The 20027-nt window shown below is 75.3% G+C and carries 18 protein-coding genes and 1 pseudogene; 7 read left to right on the forward strand and 12 right to left on the reverse strand.

The window, feature by feature from the left end; translation table 11 throughout:
- Positions 1-182: pseudogene (locus LDL48_RS42450) on the forward strand (CBM96 family carbohydrate-binding protein); the annotation flags it as partial.
- Here LDL48_RS42450 and LDL48_RS42455 read toward each other — a convergent pair.
- Positions 183-584 carry an Atu4866 domain-containing protein gene (locus LDL48_RS42455; RefSeq protein ID WP_225260878.1) on the reverse strand — a complete coding sequence of 134 codons (402 nt, stop codon included), beginning with the start codon at positions 582-584 and terminating at the stop codon, positions 183-185.
- 146 nt (positions 585-730) lie between these two features.
- Here LDL48_RS42455 and LDL48_RS42460 point away from each other — a divergent pair, with 146 nt between their 5' ends.
- The 5 genes from LDL48_RS42460 (at position 731) to LDL48_RS42480 (ending at position 5649) form a co-directional block, all read left to right on the forward strand.
- Positions 731-1666, forward strand: coding sequence for a DUF808 domain-containing protein (locus LDL48_RS42460; RefSeq protein ID WP_225260879.1), 936 nt, complete (start codon positions 731-733; stop codon positions 1664-1666).
- An 84-nt stretch (positions 1667-1750) separates the two neighbouring features.
- Positions 1751-2470 (forward strand): ABC transporter ATP-binding protein, encoded by a 720-nt coding sequence (locus LDL48_RS42465; protein ID WP_225260880.1) that lies wholly within the window; start codon positions 1751-1753, stop codon positions 2468-2470.
- On the forward strand, positions 2467-3786 hold the full coding sequence (locus tag LDL48_RS42470) for an FtsX-like permease family protein (protein WP_225260881.1): 1320 nt from the start codon (positions 2467-2469) through the stop codon (positions 3784-3786). Before LDL48_RS42465 ends, LDL48_RS42470 begins: the two co-directional genes overlap by 4 nt.
- Positions 3783-5003 carry a sensor histidine kinase gene (locus LDL48_RS42475; RefSeq protein ID WP_225260882.1) on the forward strand — a complete coding sequence of 407 codons (1221 nt, stop codon included), beginning with the start codon at positions 3783-3785 and terminating at the stop codon, positions 5001-5003. The genes LDL48_RS42470 and LDL48_RS42475 overlap by 4 nt, the downstream gene beginning before the upstream one ends.
- 1 nt (position 5004) lies before the next feature.
- A complete protein-coding gene (locus LDL48_RS42480; RefSeq protein ID WP_225260883.1) occupies positions 5005-5649 on the forward strand; it encodes a response regulator in 645 nt (214 codons plus the stop codon).
- 49 nt (positions 5650-5698) lie between these two features.
- Here LDL48_RS42480 and LDL48_RS42485 read toward each other — a convergent pair whose 3' ends face one another.
- The 10 genes from LDL48_RS42485 to LDL48_RS42530 form a co-directional block, all read right to left on the reverse strand.
- Positions 5699-6541: an alpha/beta fold hydrolase gene (locus LDL48_RS42485; RefSeq protein WP_225260884.1), complete on the reverse strand. Its 843-nt coding sequence runs from the start codon at positions 6539-6541 to the stop codon at positions 5699-5701.
- Positions 6542-6610: 69 nt separating this feature from the next.
- On the reverse strand, positions 6611-9397 hold the full coding sequence (locus LDL48_RS42490) for an ABC transporter permease (protein WP_225260885.1): 2787 nt from the start codon (positions 9395-9397) through the stop codon (positions 6611-6613).
- Positions 9394-12564: an FtsX-like permease family protein gene (locus tag LDL48_RS42495; RefSeq protein ID WP_225260894.1), complete on the reverse strand. Its 3171-nt coding sequence runs from the start codon at positions 12562-12564 to the stop codon at positions 9394-9396. Before LDL48_RS42495 ends, LDL48_RS42490 begins: the two co-directional genes overlap by 4 nt.
- 28 nt (positions 12565-12592) lie before the next feature.
- Positions 12593-13297, reverse strand: coding sequence for an ABC transporter ATP-binding protein (locus LDL48_RS42500; RefSeq protein ID WP_225260886.1), 705 nt, complete (start codon positions 13295-13297; stop codon positions 12593-12595).
- Entirely contained in the window at positions 13294-14160 is an 867-nt protein-coding gene (locus LDL48_RS42505) for an ATP-binding cassette domain-containing protein (protein ID WP_225260895.1), read from the reverse strand. The genes LDL48_RS42500 and LDL48_RS42505 overlap by 4 nt, the downstream gene beginning before the upstream one ends.
- 167 nt (positions 14161-14327) lie before the next feature.
- Positions 14328-15323: a dihydroxyacetone kinase subunit DhaK gene (gene dhaK, locus LDL48_RS42510; RefSeq protein ID WP_225260887.1), complete on the reverse strand. Its 996-nt coding sequence runs from the start codon at positions 15321-15323 to the stop codon at positions 14328-14330.
- The gene (dhaL, locus tag LDL48_RS42515) at positions 15320-15970 is read right to left on the reverse strand and encodes a dihydroxyacetone kinase subunit DhaL (protein ID WP_225260888.1); all 651 of its coding nucleotides are present in this window, start codon (positions 15968-15970) and stop codon (positions 15320-15322) included. The genes dhaK and dhaL overlap by 4 nt, the downstream gene beginning before the upstream one ends.
- A complete protein-coding gene (locus LDL48_RS42520) occupies positions 15967-16737 on the reverse strand; it encodes an HAD-IA family hydrolase (RefSeq protein WP_225260889.1) in 771 nt (256 codons plus the stop codon). The genes dhaL and LDL48_RS42520 overlap by 4 nt, the downstream gene beginning before the upstream one ends.
- Positions 16734-17594, reverse strand: coding sequence for a class II fructose-bisphosphate aldolase (locus LDL48_RS42525; protein WP_225260890.1), 861 nt, complete (start codon positions 17592-17594; stop codon positions 16734-16736). Before LDL48_RS42525 ends, LDL48_RS42520 begins: the two co-directional genes overlap by 4 nt.
- A gap of 8 nt (positions 17595-17602) precedes the next feature.
- Positions 17603-18748 carry a LuxR C-terminal-related transcriptional regulator gene (locus LDL48_RS42530; RefSeq protein WP_225260891.1) on the reverse strand — a complete coding sequence of 382 codons (1146 nt, stop codon included), beginning with the start codon at positions 18746-18748 and terminating at the stop codon, positions 17603-17605.
- 149 nt (positions 18749-18897) lie between these two features.
- On the opposite strand from LDL48_RS42530, the gene LDL48_RS42535 reads away from it, so the two are divergent.
- Complete coding sequence (locus LDL48_RS42535) at positions 18898-19458, forward strand: hypothetical protein (RefSeq protein WP_225260892.1); 561 nt, start codon at positions 18898-18900, stop codon at positions 19456-19458.
- Positions 19459-19520: 62 nt separating this feature from the next.
- Here LDL48_RS42535 and LDL48_RS42540 read toward each other — a convergent pair.
- Positions 19521-20027, reverse strand: a 507-nt coding sequence (locus LDL48_RS42540) for a hypothetical protein (RefSeq protein ID WP_225260893.1), incomplete at its 5' end; no start/stop codon positions are given.

The following is a 20027-nucleotide window of genomic DNA, read 5'->3' on the forward strand; positions in this document are numbered from 1 at the left end:
CCGGCTTCCGCAGCGTGCTCCCGGAGCTGGCCAAGCGCCCGAACATCAAGGCGATCGTCTACTTCGACACCAAGCAGGACGACCAGGGCGACCGCGACATCAGCATCGACGGCACCAAGGCCAACCTGGCCGCGTTCCGGACCCTGGCGGCCAACCCGATCTTCAACGTCACCCTCGGCTGATCACCCGTCGCGGCGTGTGGCGCCCGGTTCCCCGGCGGCCCGCCGGTGTGCCGGGCTGCCCTCGCGGTAGAACAGGTAACCGCCGTGGTGCAGGACGTCGCCGTCGAACCGGCCGTCGGCGGTGAAGCCGGCGTCGTCCCAGTACTCGATGTGGTCGCCGGTCACCTCGTACCGCCCGGTGTAGGCGCTGGCGCGCTGCCCGCGTGCCTCGTCGTACCGGCCGTCGGCCCGCAGTTCCTGGCGGATGTGCTGGTCGGCGGTCACCCACATGCCGACGTACGGGTGGGTGTCGCCGGACGGAGCCGGCCCCGGTTCCGACCGGCAGGCGGCGACGGCCACGAAGACCGCCACCAGCGTGACGAACCTGCCGGGACCCGCCACGAGTCGAGCTGGCGCGAACATCTCTCATCCTTCCGACGCGGCGTGGTGAAATGTGCCGCAGTGAGTCTTCAACGGCGGACCGCCGGGTAACAGGCTGTGTCACTCCCAGGCAGAATCTGGACGAGAATGGCCGGCACGGACTGGCTCGACCCTGGAAGGACCCTCCCTTGGCTGGTGGACTCGTTGCCCTGCTGGACGACGTGGCGGTGCTGGCGCGCGCCGCCGCCGCGTCGATCGACGATGTCGGGGCGGCGGCCGCGAAGGCCGGCGCCAAGGCCACCGGCGTCGTCATCGACGACGCCGCCGTCACGCCGCAGTACGTGCGGAGCCTGGCGGCCGACCGTGAACTGCCGATCATCAAGCGCATCGCCCTGGGCTCGCTGCGCAACAAGTTCCTGGTCATCCTGCCGACGGTGCTGCTGCTCAGTCAGTTCCTCCCGTGGCTGCTCACGCCGATCCTGATGCTCGGCGGCGCCTACCTGTGCTTCGAGGGCGCGGAGAAGGTGTGGGCCCGGATCGCCCATCACGACGCCCACGGCGCGGGCGAGGAGAAGGTGCAGGACGAGAAGACTCTGGTGGCCGGCGCGGTACGGACGGACCTCATCCTCTCGGCCGAGATCATGGTCATCACCCTGAACGAGGTGATCGAGGAGGCGTTCTGGTCGCGCCTGGCGATCCTGGCCGTGGTCGCGCTGGTCATGACGGTCCTGGTGTACGGCGTGGTGGCGCTGATCGTGCGGATGGACGATGCCGGGCTGCGCCTGTCGCAGCTCTCCGGTGCCGCCGCCGCGTTCGGCCGGAGCCTGGTCCGCGCCATGCCGGTGGTTCTCACCGTGCTCACCGTGGTCGGCACCGCCGCGATGCTGTGGGTGGGCGGGCACATCCTGCTGGTCGGCGCGGACGAGCTGGGCCTGCACGTGCTGTACGAGGCCGTGCACCACTGGGAGGAGGCCGCCCACGACGCCACCGGCGCGCTCGGCGGGCTTGTCGGGTGGCTGGTCAACACCGTGGCCAGTGCCGTCCTCGGGCTGCTGGTCGGCGCGCTGGTCGTGCTGGTCGTCACGTTCACCCTGCACCGCCGCAAGTCCGCGAACCCGCACTGAGCGCGGCCGGGGTGCGGTTGACCGCACCCCGGCCGACGGGTCTACCCGGATGTCCGGCCGTCCGCCGGCGGCCAGGCTGGTGCCATGGAATCCGTGGTCTCCCTGACATCCGTCTCGCGGCGCTATCCGCACGGGGTGCGCGCGCTGCGTGACGTGTCCCTCGACGTGCCCGCCGGCCAGTTCGTCGCCGTGATGGGCGCCACCGGCTCGGGCAAGAGCACGCTGCTGCACTGTGCCGCCGGTCTGGACCGCCCCACCGGCGGCCGGGTCCGCCTGGTCGGCCAGGACATCGCCCGGATGCGCGAGGCGCGCCGCACCCGGCTGCGCCGGGACCGGGCCGGTTTCGTCTTCCAGGCCTACAACCTGCTGTCCGAGCTGACCGTACGCCAGAACGTGGCGCTGCCGGCCCGGCTCGGCGGCCCCCGGGCGCGCACCGTGGACGAGGTGCTCACCCAGGTGGGGCTGGCCGGTCTCGGCGACCGCCCGGTCGGCGAGTTGTCCGGCGGGCAGCGGCAGCGCGTCGCGGTGGCCCGGGCACTGGTCACCGCACCGGCGGTGATCTTCGCGGACGAACCGACCGGGGCGCTCGACCCGACCACCGGCGACCGGATCCTGACCCTGCTGCGCCAGGCCGTCGACCGGGACCGGGTGACCGTGCTGATGGTGACGCACGACCCGGTCGCGGCCGCGTGGAGCGACCGGCTGGTGCTGCTGCGCGACGGCGCGGTGGCCGACGACCGGCCGACCCCGGACGCGGCGACCATCGCCGACCGGCTGCGCGGCGTGTCGGCGGTGGCGGCGTGATCCGCCAGGCGCTGCGCCGGAACCCGTGGGCGTTCCTCGGCCCGGCCGCCACCCAGACCCTGGCCGCGACGCTGGTCACCACCGGGCTCTGCCTGGTGGCGTCGTTCGACGGCGCCCCGCTGGATCCGGGGCGGCGGGCCGCGCTGACCGCCACCGGCATCGCCGATCTTCCGGTGGTGTTCCTGGTGTCCTCGATCTATCTGTCGCTGCTCATCGTCGGTGTCACCATGGGCACCGCGATCGCCGACCAGGCCGGCGATCTGGCGCTGGTCCGCACGATCGGCGCCACCCCCGGGCGGGTCCGGCGGGCGATCGCCGCGCAGGCCGCCCTGGTCGCGCTGCCGGCCACCGCGGCGGGACTGCCGCTCGGCCTGCTCGCCGGGTACGCCTGGCTGCACGGCCTGGTCGAACACGGGATCGTGCCCGCCGAGGTCGGGTTCCGGATGCACGGCGGCACCGTGCCGATCGCGTTCGCGGTCACCGTCGGCACCTCGCTGCTCGGCGCGCTGGTGGCCGCGGTCCGGCCGTCCCGGCTGCGGCCGGCGGTCGCGCTGACCGAGGCCGCGGTGCCCCGGCGCCGCACCGGCGCGGTCCGTACCCCGGTAGGTCTGCTCCTGGTGGCCGGCGGGATCGCGCTGTCGGCGGTGCTCAGCGGCCGGGACGCGAAGACCGCCGACGAGGCCGGGTTCTTCGTCATGCTGGCCATGTGCGTGGGCGTGGGGCTGCTCGGGCCGGTTCTGCTGCGGGTCGCGGCACCGCTGGCCCGCCTGGCCGGCACGGCCGGTGGCCTGGCCGCCGACGCGGTCGTCGCGCGGGCCCGGTCGCTGTCCGGCGCCCTGGTGCCGCTCACCCTCGCGGTCGGCTTCGCCGCGTTCACGATCACCATGGGTACGACCACCGAGCACGTCACCGGCGTCGCGGGCCCGGCCGCGGACCGCTGGCTGGAGTACTCCGGCACCGGGGCGTACACCGCCTTCGCCGCGGTCGCCGCGGTGAACACGTTGGTGACCGCGACACAGGCCCGCCGCCGCGACCTGGCGGTGCTCCGGCTGGCCGGCGGCACCCGGGGGCGCACGCTGGCCGTGGTGATCTGCGAGGCTCTGGTGGTGACCGGGACCGCGCTCGTGGCCGGGGCGGTCGTGGCCCTGACCACGCTGCTCCCGCTGCTGCACACCGCACTGGGCACCTGGCGCCCGTGGCTGCCGGCGTCCTGGCTGGTGGGTGGCGTCGTGGTGACCGCCGCCCTGGTCGGCACCGGCATGGTGCTGCCCGCGGCGCTGAGTCTGCGGCGGGCGCCGATCGAGGTCATCGGGTGAGCCTGGTCCGGTCCTGGTTCGGCGCGCGCCGGTGGCGGGAGGCGGCGTACCTGCTGGTCGCGGCGGTGCTGGGCGCGCCCCCGTTCGCGCTGGCCCTGCTGGGTATCGCGGCGAGCGCGCTGTCCGTCGTGGTGTTCGGCCTGGCCCTGCTGGCCGGTGTGCTGTTCCTGGCCCGCCGCACCCCGGGCTACTTCCGGATGCCGGCCCGGCGGATCCTCGGCTGGGACTGGCCCGATCCGCCCCCGCTGCGCGCCCGGAGCCGGTGGGGGCGGTTCACCGAGGTGTTCGGCGACGGCACCGCGTGGCGCGCGCTGGCCTTCTGCTTCCTGCACTTCCTGCTGGTCTACGCGGGCGCCTACGGGATCGTGGTCGCGGTGGCCAGCGGCGGCCTCGCGGTGACGTACCCGCTCTGGTGGTTCCTCGCCCCGAACCCGTTCGACATGCTGGACGCGCACACCTGGGGACAGGCGTGGCTGGAGGCGGGCCGCGGTGCCCTGCTGCTGCTGGCACTGCCCTGGTTCGTCCGCCTGGTCGTGGCCGGCGACTCGGCCCTGGTCCGCGGCCTGCTCCGGCCCGGCCGGGCGGCCCGCCGGATCGCCCAGCTCGAAGCGGGCCGGGCGGCGCTGCAGGCGGACGCGGCGGCGACGCTGCGCCGGGTCGAACGCGACCTGCACGACGGCACCCAGGCCCGGCTGGTGTCGCTGGGCGTGGCCCTGTCCCGGATCGAGCACCGCAGCACCGACGAGCCGGTCCGCGCGCTCGCCGCGGATGCCCGCGGCACGGTCACCGAGGCACTCGCCGAGCTGCGCGACATCGTCCGCGGCCTGCATCCGCCGGCGCTCGACGACGGCCTCGACGTGGCACTGTCCACCCTGGCCGGTCGTAGCGCGGTGCCGGCGTCGGTCACGGTCGAGCTGTCCGGCCGGCCACCGGAGGCGACCGCGTCGGCGGTGTACTTCACGGTGGCCGAACTGCTCACCAACATCGCCCGGCACGCTGGCGCCACCCGGGTCCGGATCTGGCTCGGCGACGACGGCCCGGCACTCAAGCTGGTCGTCCACGACGACGGCCGGGGCGGCGCCGCACCGGGCGGCCCGGCCGGCACCGGGCTGGGCGGACTGGCCCGCCGCGCCGAGGCCCTGGACGGGCACCTGGACGTCGACTCGCCGCCCGGCGGCCCCACCGTCGTGACCATGACCCTGCCCCGGGAGGGCTGAGATGCGCGTCGTCATCGCGGAGGACAACCCGCTGCTGCGGGACGGGATCGTGCTGCTGCTGGGCGAGTACGACATCGCGGTGGCCGCCGCGGTCAGCGACGCGGACGCGCTGCTCACCGCGGTGGCGGCGGAACGACCCGACGCGGCCGTGGTGGACGTGCGGATGCCGCCGACGCACACCGACGAGGGCCTGCGGGCGGCGCTGGCCATCCGGTCGGCGTACCCGGCGATCGGAGTCCTGGTCTTCTCCCAGTGGGTGGAGACCGACTACGCCCGGCGGCTGCTGTCCGAGCACACCGGGCACGTCGGATACCTGCTGAAGGACCGGATCGTCAGCACCGGCGAATTCGTGGAGGCGCTGCGCCGGGTGGCGGCGGGCGGCACCGCGCTCGACCCGGAGGTGGTCCGGCACCTGCTCGCCGCGCCGGCCGTGGACGCCGGACTGGCGCGCCTGTCCGCCCGGGAACGGCAGATCCTCGGCCTGATCGCCGAGGGCCGCTCCAACGTGGCCATCGCCGAGGCGCTGCACCTGGCGGACCGCAGCGTGGAGAAGCACGTCACCGCCATCTTCACGAAGCTCGACCTGCCGCACGACCGCTCGGACCACCGCCGGGTCCTGGCCGTGCTCCGGTACCTGCGGGCCTGACCGGAGGCGGTGACCTCGTCCGCGGGCACCGCCCGCCGGTCCGGCAGGGTCAGCCGGTGTGGCGCAGCAGGGCGGCCGCGACCGTCGGCCAGGTCACCCGCGGCAGACCCTGGCCGATGCCCGGCAGGGTGAGCAGCGTGGCGCCCGGGATCTCGGCGACCAGCGCCTCCGCGTTCCCGTGCGGGAAGAACGGATCCTCGTCGCCGTGCACCACCAGGGTCGGGGCGGTGATCCCGCCGAGCCGTTCCCGCCACCGCGGCCGGCAGTCGACGGCCGCGAACATGGTGCCGAGGTGGCTGGCCCGCTGCGCCGCCGCCGTCCGGCCCGCCCGGTCGAAGACCGCGCCGGCCGCGTCCCGGACGTCCCGCTCGTCGAATCCCCGCGACCCGGACGTCAGCCGCGCCATGTCGGTCAGGTAGTCGACCACGCCGTCCCGGTCGGTCCAGTCCGGCTCCGGGCCGCCGAACAGCCGCGCCATCAGCTCCGGCTCGTGGTCGGGCAGGTCCGGGTCGACCGGACCGGGCGCGACCGGCCGGGTGGCGATCAGCGTCAGCGACGCGACCTGGTCCGGATGGTCGAGCGCGAGCACCTGGGCGATGAACCCGCCGACGTCCGTCCCGACCACGTGCGCACGCCCCAGGCCCAGCGCCCTCAGCAGCTCGGACGCGTCGGTCACCAGGTCGCGCAGGTCGTAGCCGGGGGCGTCCGGGTCGGCGAACGTCGACCGGCCGGCGTCGCGCAGGTCGTAGCGCACCACGTACCGCCCGGTGAGCGCCGCGCACAGCTCGTCCGGCCAGCTCAGCGTGGTGAGGCCGATCAGCAGCACCGGCGGATCCGCCGGATCCCCGCTCGTCTCCACGGACAATTCGACACCGTTGGCCTTGATCTGCATCCGCTCCGGTCCTTTCCGAGTCGACGGGGGTAGGACCGGGCAGCGTCCGCGAACTCATCGCGGAACGCGCTATCCGCCGACCCGGAGCAGTTCGCTCAGCCCGCGCCGGCGGCGCAGCACCGACTCGGCCCACACCACCACGGCGACCGCCGCGACCAGGCCGGCGGCGAGCAGGCCGGCGCCCCACCAGGGCACCGCCACCGCCGGGTCGCTGTCGCCTCCGACGAGCGTGCGCAGCGCGAGCGAGTCGAACGTCAGCAGCGCCAGCAGCAGCCCCAGCAGCGGGCCACCGGCCGCGGCGACCAGCACCGCCGGCAGCAGCTCCCCGGCCGCGACCCAGCGGCCGTCGCGCAGCCGCAGGCCGAGGGTGCGCAACCGGCCCAGCGTCTGCCACCGCTGCGGTGCGCTCGCGGCCGCACCCAGCGCCAGCCCGAGCAGCCCGAGGGCCGCCAGCGTGGCGGCGGACAGCCAGGCCAGCCGCAGCAGCCCGGCGGTCAGCGGCGCGGTACGCCGTTCCCGGAGCACCTCCGTGCGCACCACCGTCTCCACCCCGGCGATGCCCGTGGTCGCCCGCGCCGCCCCGGGACCGGTCACCCAGATGGTGTCCGGTACCACCGGCACCCCGGCGGCGGTCAGCGCGGCCGCGTCGACGATGACCACGTCGCGGGTGTCGCCGACCGGGGGCGCGGTCCCGACCGCGGTGAGGGCGACCGCCGGCGCGTCCTTGCGGGGCAGTTCCAGCCGCATGCCGGGCCGCAGCGCGCCGTTCTCCGACCACACCAGCGCCGGCACCGCGCCGGGCGCGGTGGGTGCCAGGCCGGCCAGGGCCGGCGCGTCCGGCAGGGGGAGCGAGGCCAGCAGTTCCCGGTACGCCGCCGCGTCCACGACGACCAGCCGGGGCCTGATGATGCCCGAGCCGTCGGTGAGGCGGGCGGTGTCGAGGATCTGTGCGGCGACGGCCTGCCGGACGCCCGGTGCGGCGGCGATCCGCCGCGCGAGGGCCGGCACGTCGACCTCCTCGCTCTGGCCGGCGTCCAGGCGCACGTCGGCGCCGACGGTGCGCCACGCGGCGTCCGCCAGGCCACGCTCGGCGGTGACGCCCAGGGCCAGCGCGAACGTGGCCAGCGCGGTCGCGCTCACCATCACCAGCAGCGGCAGTGCCCGGGCCGAGGTGGCGGCGGCCTGCGCGGTGCCGAACACCGCCATCGGCCGCCGGGACCGCAGCGCCCGCCGCAGCGCGAGACGCAACGCCGGGGGCAGCAGCCGCAGCAGGACCAGCGCGCCGACCAGGACGCCGAGCGCGGGCGCGCTGGACGCGAGTGCCGCGGTGTCGTCCGCGTCGGACCACGGGGCGAGCGCACCGGCGGAGGCCGCCGGGGTGGGCAGGATGCCGCGCTGGTGCAGCGCCACCATGGCGCCGGCCGCGGTGAGCAGGGCGGCGAACTCCACGGCGGCGCGGCGGATCTGCCCGGTCCGGCGCAGGTGCAGGCGGGCCGAGCGGTTGGCCGGCACCCGCCGGTCGCGGGTGGCCCGGGCGGCGCGCAGCACCCCGAACGCCGGGCCCGCGACGGCGGCGGCGAGCACCACCGGGACCGCCCACCGCCAGGAGATGCCGGGCCCGGCCACGCGGGCGAGCGCGAGCCCGGCGGCGGCCGCGGTCAGCGCCACCGCGGTGGATTCGAGCAGGAGCTCGGCGCCCAGGTCGGTCAGTCCGGCGCCGCGTTGCCGGGCCGCGGTCAGCGCCTGCGCCCGGCGGCGCGCCAGCAGCGCGGCGGCGAGCAGCAGCACCAGCACCGCACCGGCCAGGACGCCGACCAGCAGCACGGACGCCTGCGCGGTGGCCGCGTTGATCCGGATCTGGACGGCGCCGAGCACCCCGTCCAACTGGGACTGCCACCGCGGGGAGAAGTCGCCGGCGGTGGCGCTTCCGCTGCCCGTGCTGGTGGCGCGGAGGGTGACCAGGATGGCGGCGACGTCGCGGGCGGTGCCGGCGGAGATGGCGTCCGGGTTCGCCTCGAAGTGCACGTACCGGTCCAGTTCGTCGGACTCGACCGCGAGCCGCGCGTCGGGCAGCGACTCCGGCGACAGCAACCCGCCCAGCCGGGTGTTGCCGACGCCGTCCGCGCCGGACCGCGGGCGCAGCAGCCCGGGCGCGAGCCGCCAGGTGGGGTCGGTGCTGTCGTTGGCCCGGAAGATGCCGCTCACCTGGACGTTCTTGGCGCGGTAGTTCTTGTCCTTGAGCTTGATCCGGTCACCGGGGCGGACCCGCAGCGCGGCGGCGTCCGCCTCGGAGAGACCGACCTGCACCGGCCAGGGCGGGGCCTGGTAGGGGACGCTGATCGCGGCGTCCTCCGGCGGCACCGCGGCCCGGGGCTCGTGCCCGGCGATCCAGGTGACCTGGGTGGCGCTGTGTGCGCCGCGCTCGTCGGCGAGGTAGGTGAACTGGAACGTCCGCAGCAGGCTGCCGTCGGTGACGTCGAACGTGGGGCCGGAGACCACCGAGACGGGCCGGCGCAGCACGGCGCGCAGTCGCGGATCGAGGGCGTCGTCGACCCGGTTCCGGAAATCTTCGACGTCCTCGCGGAGACCCGGGTTGCGGACCCGGCCGTCGACGCCGTCGTCGTAGTCGAAGCGGGCGGTCGCCACCACCTCGGCGTCCGGACCGGCGCTGCGGACCGCGTCCCGGACCGCGTCGTCGGCGGTGGCCCGGATCAGCGGCGGGGTGGCGCCGGCGAGCAGGGTGACCACGGCGACCACGGCGGCCACCAGCAGCAGGGGACCGGCGTCGGCCCGGGCCCGGCCGCGCACGCTGGGCCAGTGGATCGCCGGGGGGCGTGCCCGGAGCCGCCGGGTCACGGCGCCACCCGCAGGTACGCGGCGTCGGCCCGCCGGGTCTGCGCGGCCACCACGGCGGCCACCGCGAGCGTGCAGGCCGCCAGCAGCACCGCGATCAGGACCGCCTGGTCCGCCCACGGCCAGTGCGGGAGGACGGCCGGGACCGCCGCGGCGCCGCTCTCCGAGCGGATCATCAACGGGGTGACGGCGCGGGTGGCGAACCAGCCGACGACCGCGCCGGCCGCCACCAGGGGGAGCAGGACGCCGGCGTGCTGACCGAGCAGCGTGGTGCGGATCTCCCGCCGGGTCACCCCGAGGGCGCGCAGCCGGGCCAGCTCGACCGCGCGGACCTGCAGGTCCGAGTGCACGTGCAGGACGATCCCGACGAGCAGCAGCAGGGCCGCGGCGAGGACGAGCAGGCGGACGGCGGAGGACTGCCCGGCGCGGGGCGGGCTGCCGATCAACCGGGCGTTCTCCGCGGCGCGGGTGGTGACGGTGCCGAGGTGCAGGGCGGTGGCCCGGGCCGCCGCGTCGGCCGTCGCCGGGTTGCCGACCCACCAGGCGTCCAGCGGGAACGCCAGCTCACCGTTGACGATCAGCGCGCGGGAGAGGGTGTCCACATCGGCCAGCACCCCGGGGGCGCCCGGCGCGGACGGTACGGCGGGCAGCACCGTGGCCACGGTGGCGGCGACCGGCGTGGTGCCCACCAGGAGGCTGAGCTCGGCGCCGCGCCCGGTGCCCAGTTCGTCGGCCAGCCGGGCGGACATGGCGACCGGTACCGGCCCGGGATCGGCGAACGCGGTGGCCACGAGGGTCCGTGCGGCCTCCTCCGGGCCGGAGAACTGGACGTTCTTCGCGGTCAGCGCCAACCGGGTCCCGGCGCCGGCCCGGGTGACGGCGACACCCGGGCGGCCGAGCCGTTCCGGAGCGGGCGCGACGGAGGTGGCGGTCCAGGCGGTCGCGGCCGAGGTGCCCGGCACGGTGAGCGTGACCGCGATGTCGCTCGTCGGCGCGTCGTCGAACGAGATCGGTTCGGCCAACGCGACCGGCAGCTCGACCGCGACCAGTTGCCGCCCGCCGGCCGTCGCGCAGTCCGGCAACCGGTACGTCCGGCCGTCGAGCGGTGTCCGCGGCCCGGTGCAGATGCTGCGCATGCCGGTGTCGTCCTGCATCAACAGGCGCGGGCTCACCACGACCGGGAGCCCACCGGTGGCCCGCCCCCGGATGCGCACCTCGGCGCCGGCCGGGACGGTGACGCCGGTGACCCGGGTGGTCGGTGCCAGGACCGCGCCCACGCCCGCCCAGGTGTCGCCGCTGTCCAGCCTCCCGCGCAGCAGGTCCCGGGCCGGTCTGGTGTCGGTGGCGATCAGCCGCGGCGGTTCGCCGGCACCGCCGGTCCACTGCCCGATCGGGATGCCCCGGTCCGTGGCCGGGCTGACCGTGCCACCGGTCGCCGCGGCGATCGCCGCACCGTCGCCGGGGCCCGGCGCCCCGGACACGGCGACGGCGAGGTCGGTGCCGACCGCCAGGTCGGCCTGGTCGCGCTGCGCGCGCTCCCAGGTCGCGTCGAAGGCGACCCCGAACGTGCTCACCGCGCAGGCCAGGCCGACCAGGAGGCCCGCCGCGACGGCGTGCGGGCGGCGGGCCGCCTCGAACGCGGCCAGCGGGAACGCCAGCCCGCGGGCCCGGCGGGCCAGCCGGTCGAGGCCGCGCAGCACCGGCGGGACCACCCGGAGCACGAGCGCGGCACCGGCGGTCAGCACCAGCGCCGGTGCGACCACGCGGACCGCGTCGGCGCGGGTGGTGGCGCCGGTGGGCTGGCCGTTCAGCTGCCACCAGCCGACCGCCGCGAACGCCACCAGCAGCAGGTCGGCGCCCGACCGGGCGAGCATCTCGGTGCGGGTGCGGCGTCCGCCGGCGGACCCGCCGGGCCGGACCGCGAGGATGACGAGCACCGAGGCGAGCAGCAGCGCGCCGCCGGTGACCGCGGCCAGGTGCGAGCCGTTGGTGCCCGGGCCCACCGCCAGGCCGGAGCCGGCCAGCGGTGGCAGGTGGGTGAGCCCGGCGTGCAGGGCGGCGGAGGCCGGCACCGCCACCGCCGCGGCGAGGACCGCGAGCACGCCGGCCTCCACGGCCGCGGCTGCGGCGAACTGGCCGCGGCTGACCCCCAGCGCGGTCATCAGGGTGGTCTCCCCGGCCCGTACCCCGGCGGTGAGCCGGCCGGCCAGCACCAGGGCGGTCGCGGCCAGCGCGCAGCCGAGGACCGCGACGGCCAGCACCACGGCCGCGGCGACCTGTTGCTGGTCGCGGGCCCGCTGCAGGGTCGGCGGCAGCCGGGCGTCGACCCGGTGGACCTGCACCCGGTCGCCGTACACGGCGGAGAGGCGGCGGTCCGCGCCGGCCACCCCGGCGGCGGCGGAGTGCAGGTCGGGCAGGGTGGCCCCGGTCAGGTCCGGATGGGCGGTGACCTCCAGGCGGGCCATGGCCGAGCCGCTGGTGAGCAGCGTGTCGAGGTCGGCGAGGAAGGGTCCGTACACCGGGGCGGTCTGGTCCGGGGTGCCGTTGTCCACGACCGCGTCGTAGCCGGCGCCGGTCAGCGGGTCGCGCTCCCACCCGGTGCCCGGCCGCGGGCGGGCGATGCCGACCACGGTGACGTCCAGGGCCGGGGCCGCGTCGACCGAGCGTTCCGCGCCGAGCCGGACCCGGCGGCCCGGTGCCAGGTCCAGTTGCCGTGCGGTGGACTCCAGCACCACGGTCTCGACCGGGGCCCGGCCGTCGACCGCCCGCGGCCAGCGACCGCTGGTCAGCACGGCGCGGGCCGGCAGGTCACTGATCCCGGACAGGTACGTCTCCGGCGTCGCCCCCGCCGCCTCGGTCCGCCCAGGAAGCGACCGCATCCGGGACGCCGCCCGGACGGTGATGGCGACCGGGAACGGGGCGAGCGCGGTGGTGAGCGCGGTGCGCGTGTCGGCGGCGACCGAGGCGGCCCCCGGCCCGTCGACGTTCACGGTGTAGACGGTGGTGGCGACGTCGGCGGCGGGCGCACCGGTGGCCGCCAGCCGCAGCGCCTGCCCGGCCGTGCGGGTGACCAGCAGGGTGCAGGTGCCGACCAGCGTGGCGCCGATCGTGACCAGCAGCAGCAGCGTGGCCAGCAGCGCCCACTGGGTCCGGACGCGGCGGGCGAGCATCTTCAGCACGGGCGGTACCCGGTCACGCTCAAGGGGCTTCCTGCTCGTGGATCTGGCCGTCGTGCATCCGCAGCACCCGGTCGGCCAGCGCCATCATCACCGGGTCGTGGGTGGACACCAGCACCGCCACGTTCTCCGCCTCCACCACGCCGCGGAGCAGGGCCATCACGGCCAGCCCGGTCTCCGCGTCCAGCTGCCCGGTGGGCTCGTCGGCGATCAGCAGCTTGGGCGAGGCGGCCAGCGCCCGGGCGATCGCCACCCGCTGCTGCTGCCCGCCGGACAACTCGTCCGGACGCTGCCGGGCGTGTTCGGCCAGGCCGACCAGGTCGAGCAGCCGCGCCACCCGCTGCTCGCGCTCGCGGACCGGCACGCGGGCCAGCCGCAGCGGCACCCCGACGTTCTCCGCGGCGGAGAGCACCGGGATCAGCCCGAACGTCTGGAACACGTACGCCACCGTCCGGCGCCGCAGTCCGGCCAGGCCGTCGTCGTCGAGCGCGGTCACCTCGGTGCCGTCCACGACGACCGTGCCGGTGTCCGGGGAGTCCAGGCCGCCGACCACGTTGAGCAGCGTGGTCTTGCCGGAACCGGAGCGGCCGACGACGGCCACCATGCTGCCGGTGCCGACGTCGAACGACACGTCCCGCAGCGCCTGGACCGCGGTCGGCCCGGAGCCGAAGCGCCGGTGCACGTCGCGCACGCTGAGCAGCGGCCCGGCGGCCCGGTCGCCGCTCACCCGCGGTCTCCGGTGTCCGGGCGGATCTCGACCCGGTCCGCCTCCAGGGTGAGCCGGACCCGCCGGGTCAGCGCCAGGGCCTCGCGGTAGTCGCGGGGCACCTGGATCCGTCCGGCGCGGTCCATCACGGCGTACTCCTCGGCGATCATGTGGGTGCCGCCGTCGTCGGCCGCGGCGGTGCGCCGCAGCACCTCGCTGCTGGTCCGGCCGTCCCGGATCGCCACGGTCCGCTCGACCCGGCCGCTCACCTCCGGATCGTGGGTGACGATCACGACGGTGACGCCGTACTGCCGGTTGACGTCGTGCAGCGCCTCGAAGACCTCCGCCGAGGTGGCCGTGTCCAGCTCGCCGGTCGGCTCGTCGGCCAGCAGCACCTGCGGCCGGTTGGCCAGCGCCACCGCGATGGCCACGCGCATCTGCTGGCCGCCGGAGAGCTGGGCCGGGCGCCGGTCCGCGCAGGCGCCGACGCCCAGCGTGTCGAGCAGTTCCGTGCTGCGCGGGGCGCGCAGCTTCGCCGGGGTGCGCGCCGCGGTCATCGGCAGGTCGACCATCTGGCGCGCGGTCAGGTACGGCACCAGGTTGCTGGCGGTCTGCTGCCGGACGAACCCGACGGTGTGCCGCCGGTAGCGGACCCGGTCGGCGCGCGACATCCCCAGCAGGTCCCACCGGCCGACCCGGGCCCGGCCCGCGGTCGGCGCGTCGATGCCGGCGAGGATGGACAGCAACGTGGACTTGCCGGAACCGGACGCACCGACGACGGCGATCATCTCGCCGCGGCCGACCGTCAGGTCCAGCCCCTGCAGCGCCTGCACCTCGATCGATCCGGTCTGGTAGATCCGCACCAGGCTCTCGCAGGCGATCATGGTGTCCGGGCCCGGCTCGGCGTCCTGCGGTGCCACCACGGCAGGGGTGGAGACGTCGTGCACGCGGCCTCCTTCGGGCGGTTGTCCGAACGTGATCCTGATCATCATGATCGCCCGGGTCAACCGGTGCGGGAGGACTACGCCCGAATTCCTGCGCGAAGAAGGAGTCAGAACACCCGGATCGCCACCTCGGCGGGCGCATCCAGCAGCCGGTCGATCTCGTCGTCCAGCCGGACCAGGGTCAGCGACGCCCCGGCCATGTCCAGCGACGTGCAGTACTCGCCCACGTAGCTGCGCCCGACCGTGATGCCCCGCCCGGCCAGTTGCCGGTGCGCGTGCCGGTAGAGGATGTACAGCTCGCTGACCGGCGTACCGCCGAGCCCGTTGATCATCAGTGCGACCCGGTCGCCGGACCGGTACGGCAGGTCGCCGGCCACCGCCTCCAGCAGGTCGTCGACGAGCGCGTCCGCGGCGGCGATCCGGCGGCGTTCCCGGCCGGGCTCGCCGTGGATGCCGACCCCGAACTCGATCTCGTCGCCGCCCAGCTCGAACAGCGGCGAACCCTTCGCCGGCGGCGTGCAGGCGGTCAGCGCGACGCCCATGGTGCGCGTGACGTCGTTGACCTTGCGGCCGATCCGCAGCACCTCGTCCAGGTCCGCGCCCTGCTCGGCGGCGGCGCCGACGGCCTTGATGACGAAGAAGTTGCCGGCCACCCCGCGACGGCCCACGGTGTACGTGGAGTCCTGCACGGCCACGTCGTCGTTGACGGTCAGGATCTCCGCGCGCACCCCGTCCGCCTCGGCCATCTCCCGGCCCATGTCGAACGCCATCCGGTCGCCGGTGTAGTTGTTCACCAGCAGCAGGACGCCCTTCGGCGTGGCGAGCAGCTTCGCGGTCTCGTACACGTAGTCCATCGGCGGGGCGGCGAACACGTCGCCCGGGCACGCGGCATCGAGCATGCCGCGGCCGACCACCATGACGTGCGCCGGTTCGTGGCCGGACCCGGAACCCTGGACGACGGACACCTTGTCGTCCCGGGGCGCGTCGGTGCGCATGATCAGGTGGTAGTCCGGGACGTAGCGCAGCCGGTCCGGATTGGCCAGGGCGACGCCCTCGAGCATCTCGGCCACGTAGTTCTTGGGATCGTTGACGAACTTCTTCACGACGTCGCTCCTCGGGTCTGCCAGGTCTCGCTGATCCGCTCGACGATGACCGCCACCGCCGCGGCGCCGGCGTCCACCGAGCCTCTGCTGCGCTCGCCGGTGTACGACGCGCGTCCCCGCTTCGCGACCATCCCGCGGGTCGCGTCGGCCGCCTCCCGGGTGGTGGCGGCGGCCGCGCGCAGGGCCGCCGCGGCGCCGGCCCCGGCGGCGAACTCCCGTTCCAGCCGGTCGGTCATCGGTACCAGGGCGTCCAGCAACGTCTTGTCGCCGACGTCCGCCTGCCCGCGCGCCTTGATCCCCTCGATCGCGGCCCGCAGCATCGTGACCACCTGCGCGCCGGACAGGTCCGCGGCGGCCCCGGCGGCGGCGCCGGCGCGCAGGAACGCGGTGCCCCACAGCGGCCCGGACGTACCGCCGATCCGGGACGCCAGCACCATCCCGCAGCGCTTCAGGAACGTGCCGGCGTCGCCGCGGTCGAGGCCGTCCCAGCCCTCCAGCAGCTTCTCGAACCCACGGGCCAGGGAGTAGCCGAGGTCGCCGTCGCCGACCACCGCGTCGAGGTCACCGAAGTACTTCTCGTTCGCGACCGCGGTCTCGGCGATCGAGCGGACCACCAGTTCCACGCCCGGTACCGCGTTGCCCGTCACCGTCCGCCCTCCAGGCAGGCGCGCAGATCGTCCAGCGTGAGGTAGGCACCCGGGCGCGCCCCGCTCCGGTTCGCCAGCACCTCGACCGGGGGCCGGCCCGGGTCGCCCAGTTCCGAGACGACCAGCGCCGCCTCGCCGAAGTCCTCGTCGCGGGTGTAGCCGTTCACGGTGACCAGGCAGGCCAGCCCGGCGCCGGTCGCGGCGAGCAGCCCGTTGCGGGAGTCCTCGATCACCAGCGTGTCCGCCCGGTCCAGGCCGAGCCGGTCGACGGTCAGCCGGTAGATCGCCGGGTCCGGCTTCTTCGCCGGCACCACGTCGCCGGCGAACACCGGAATCCGCGTGGCGGTGGCCGGCCCGACGGCCTCGGTCAGCACCGCGCGTACCGACTCCTCGGCCGACGTCGACGCCACCGCGACCGTCCACCCGGCGTCCAGCGCCGCCCCGATGATCCGGGCGACACCCGGCCGCGCCGGAATCCGGCCCGCCGCGACCAGGTCCCGGAAGGCCTCGGTCTTCGCCCGGTGCCAGGTGCGCAGCAGCTCCGCCCGGTCGGCGCCGGCGCCCACCGCCGCGGCGAACGCCGGTTCGGCGAACAGCGACGCCATCCGCTCCTTGCCGCCGCCGATCCGCAGCTTCCCGGCGTACTCGTCCTCGCTCCACCGGGCGGGCAGCCCGAATCGCGCGAACGTGGCGTTGAACGCGGGCAGGTGGCCGTGCCGCTCGGTGTCCGCCAGCACCCCGTCGCAGTCCAGCACGAGCGCGGTCACCAGGCCCGCCCCGACCCGCCGAACAGCCGGATGTGGTGCCGCGCCATGTCCACCACCGCGGCCCGCTGGTGCCGGAACAGCGCCGGCGGGTCCCACCGGTCCCGTTCCCCGGCGTCCCGCAGCACCTCCAGGCCGGCCTTGAGGTACGTCTCCTTCAGCGCCGTGGAGATGTTCACCTTCGCGCAGCCCCGGGCGATCAGGTCGGTGAACTGGTCGTCGGACAGCCCGGTGCCACCGTGCAGCGCCATCGGGATGCCGGTGGCGGCGACCAGGTCGCTGACCCGCTGGGCGTTCAGCACCGGTGCCTGCCGGTACTGGCCGTGCGCGTTGCCGATGGCCGGGGCGAAACAGTCGACGCCGGTACGCCGGATGAAGTCGACCGCCACCTCCAGGCTCTGCACCACCGCGGCGTCGTCCGAGCCGACGTCGTCCTCGACGCCCTGGATGCCCTCGATCTCGCCCTCCACGTGCGCGCCGGTCCGGCGGGCCTCGGCCACCACCTCGGTGGTCTGGCGCAGGTTCTCCGCCACGTCCAGTTCGTGCGCGTCGAACAGCACCGAGTTCCAGCCGCCGCGCAGGCAGTCGGAGATGACCGCCCGGTCCGGGCAGTGGTCCAGGTGCAGCGTCACCGGCACCCCGACGTCGCGGACCAGTGCCCGGACGATGCCGTACAGCTGCAGCCGGCCGTACATCCGCACGGTCTTCACCGACGTCTGCAGGATGACCGGCGCGTGTTCGGCCACCGCGGCGGCGAGCACGGCCTCGATGGTCAGGTCGTTGACGATGTTGAAGGCGGCCACCCCGTACCGTTCGGCCAGCGCGCGGTCGAGGAGGTCCTTCATGGAGACGACGGGCACGACGCCAGTCAAGACCCCCGGGGACCGGCGGCGGTATGGGGGAGATTACCCACCCAGCCGTTGTCCAGGGCGGTGACCACGGCGGCCGTACGGTTGGAGGCTCCGGTCTTGCGCAGGATCGCGGCGACGTGCTTCTCCACGGTCTTCACCGACCGGCCGAGCCGGGTCGCCACCTCGCGGTAGGTCAGCCCGTGCCGGAGCAGGTCCAGCACCTCGGCCTCGCGCGGCGTGAACGGCGCCGGTCCGGACCGGACCGGCGGGGCACCCACCGAGTACGGCACGTCCGCGCGCACCAGCACACCCCAGCCGTGCACCTGCTCGACGGTGACACCGCCGCCGGCCAGGCGCAGCAGCTCGTCCCAGGTACCGGCGCCCAGGCCCAGCGGATCCGGACCGGACCCGGCCGGCGGGCCGGTCGTCTCGTCCTGCACCAGCACCCGCAGACCCTGCGGGCGGTAGACGATCGCCACATGCAGGCGGGGGTACGGCCGCCGCCGCGCCGCCGCCCGGCCCGCGTCCGCCACCAGGTCCGCGGCCACCCGGGCGACCTCGGGGGAGACCGGGCGGACCAGGCCGGCCTCGGTGACCACCGCATGGGCCGGCGGACCGGCCGGGCCGGCGAACCGCCGCCGGATCAGCGCGGCCGGCGACGGATCGCGCCGGCCGGACTCGACGATCGCCGCGGCCGCCGACTGGGTCAGCGCCTCCAGTTCGTCCACGCCGCGGGCGGAGAGCGAACCGGCCGCCGGGGCGAACGCCACACTGACCGCGATCACGTCACCGCGCCACCAGATCGGCACCGCCGCCGCCGGGCCGTGCCGGGCCGGGTGCGCCGCGGCCAGATGACCGGCCCGGAGCTGGCCGTAGTCCGGGATCACCACCGGCCGCCGGCTGCCGAACGCGCGGCCGGTGGCGCCCTCGTCCAGCGGGAACGAGTGGCCGAGGCGGCAGGAGGCGCCGTACTCGGCGACCTTGACGTAGCAGCCGCGGTCCGCGTCGATCAGCGACACGCTGCCCGCCACCGAGCCGGTCAGCCGGCCGGTGTGCCGCAGCAGCCGGCGCAGCACCGGCGCCAGCCGGAGGTCGCCGTAGACGTCGGCGACCGCCTCGTCGAGGCGGAACGCCGCGCCGTCCGGACCGGCGTGCGGAGGCATGTCTCGAACCTAGGTTCCCCGTCCGGATGAGACAACGGCCGGCTGCCGGTCCTGACAGGTTCTTGACTTCCGCTGATTAGGTTGACCGCTCGGCCCGGGGTCGTCCCGGGACGGATCGGACGAAAGGCCATGTCATGCGGGGACGTCACGTGCTTCTGGTGACCGCGATTGCGCTGACGGCGCTGTCCGGCTGCTCGGACGATTCCGGCGGCGGCAAGCAGGCTGCGGGCAAAGAGGCGCAGGTCGCCACGTTGAGCAGCCCGACGGCGAAGGCGTCCGCGGCGCCCAAACCGCAACGCCCGCGGGAACGCCTGGACACCACGCCCGAGGACTTTGAGGCAATGCTCGGCCCGTACAACAAGTGCTTGGAGGAACATGGCGGCATCGTGCGGGGCAAGGGCCCCGCGAACGGCGCGCCGAGGCCGGCCACGAAGAAGGAGACGGCGAAGCACGACAAGGCGAACCGCATCTGCGAGCCGCTGCACTACCCGTTGCCGCCGTGGGAGAAGGACCCGGCCAACCCGGAGGCCCGCGACTTCGGGCGTGCGGTGGTGAAGTGCCTGAAGGAGAAGGGCGTCAAGTACGTGGAGGTCGCCGAGGACGGCATGAGTCCGGCCCTGGGCGGCGACCAGAACGACCCGCGCTCGATCAGCATGGGCTTGGAACTGGCGCCCGAGTGTGAGCGCGAGGTCGCCGCCGCCATGAAGTAGGCCCTGAATACGCAGACGAGCCGCCCGTCCGGCGTGGACGGGCGGCTCGGGAGCCTACTGGGTCAGCTCATCCGGATTTCGACGAGGATCGCCTTCGGCGCCTCGGTGCCGTCGCCGGGCTCGATCGCCACCGGCTCGTTCGGCTCCACCTCGTACGGCGGGAGGGTGGTGCCGTCGGGCATCTTGGCCGTGACGACGAGGTCCTCGGTGCCGCCGCGGACGCCGAACGTGCCGGGCACCTCGAGGGTCAGGAAGCCCTTGGTGCCGATGGTGCGGAAGCAGTAGTACTTGCCGTAGGGCTCGACGTCGAGGTGCTTCTCGACCTGGACCAGGCCGGTGGGGCACTGCGACTGGGAGAAGTCGCGGGCCGAGTCGAAGATGATGTGGCCGTCGCCCTTGAACAGCTTGAGGCCGTCGCGGGCCAGGATGCCGGCGGCGTCCGGATGGGTGAAGTCCTCGACGATCGAGGAGGGTCCGTCCTCCGCGGCGGCGCCGCTGCCGGCGGTCAGCGCCAGGCCGCCGACGGTCGCGAGTAGAGCAGCTCCGCAGAGCGCACCGATAACCTTCAT

The organism is Jidongwangia harbinensis, from assembly GCF_020216025.1.
Classification (GTDB): Bacteria; Actinomycetota; Actinomycetes; order Mycobacteriales; family Micromonosporaceae; genus Actinoplanes; species Actinoplanes harbinensis.

Excerpts from the sequence above, each read along its gene's own strand:
- LDL48_RS42455 (WP_225260878.1), bottom strand. The coding sequence starts at position 584 with ATGTTCGCGCCAGCTCGACTCGTGGCGGGTCCCGGCAGGTTCGTCACG.
- LDL48_RS42465 (WP_225260880.1), top strand. The coding sequence starts at position 1,751 with ATGGAATCCGTGGTCTCCCTGACATCCGTCTCGCGGCGCTATCCGCAC.
- LDL48_RS42480 (WP_225260883.1), top strand. The coding sequence starts at position 5,005 with ATGCGCGTCGTCATCGCGGAGGACAACCCGCTGCTGCGGGACGGGATC.
- LDL48_RS42485 (WP_225260884.1), bottom strand. The coding sequence starts at position 6,541 with ATGCAGATCAAGGCCAACGGTGTCGAATTGTCCGTGGAGACGAGCGGG.
- LDL48_RS42495 (WP_225260894.1), bottom strand. The coding sequence starts at position 12,564 with ATGCTCGCCCGCCGCGTCCGGACCCAGTGGGCGCTGCTGGCCACGCTG.
- LDL48_RS42505 (WP_225260895.1), bottom strand. The coding sequence starts at position 14,160 with ATGATCGCCTGCGAGAGCCTGGTGCGGATCTACCAGACCGGATCGATC.
- LDL48_RS42530 (WP_225260891.1), bottom strand. The coding sequence starts at position 18,748 with ATGCCTCCGCACGCCGGTCCGGACGGCGCGGCGTTCCGCCTCGACGAG.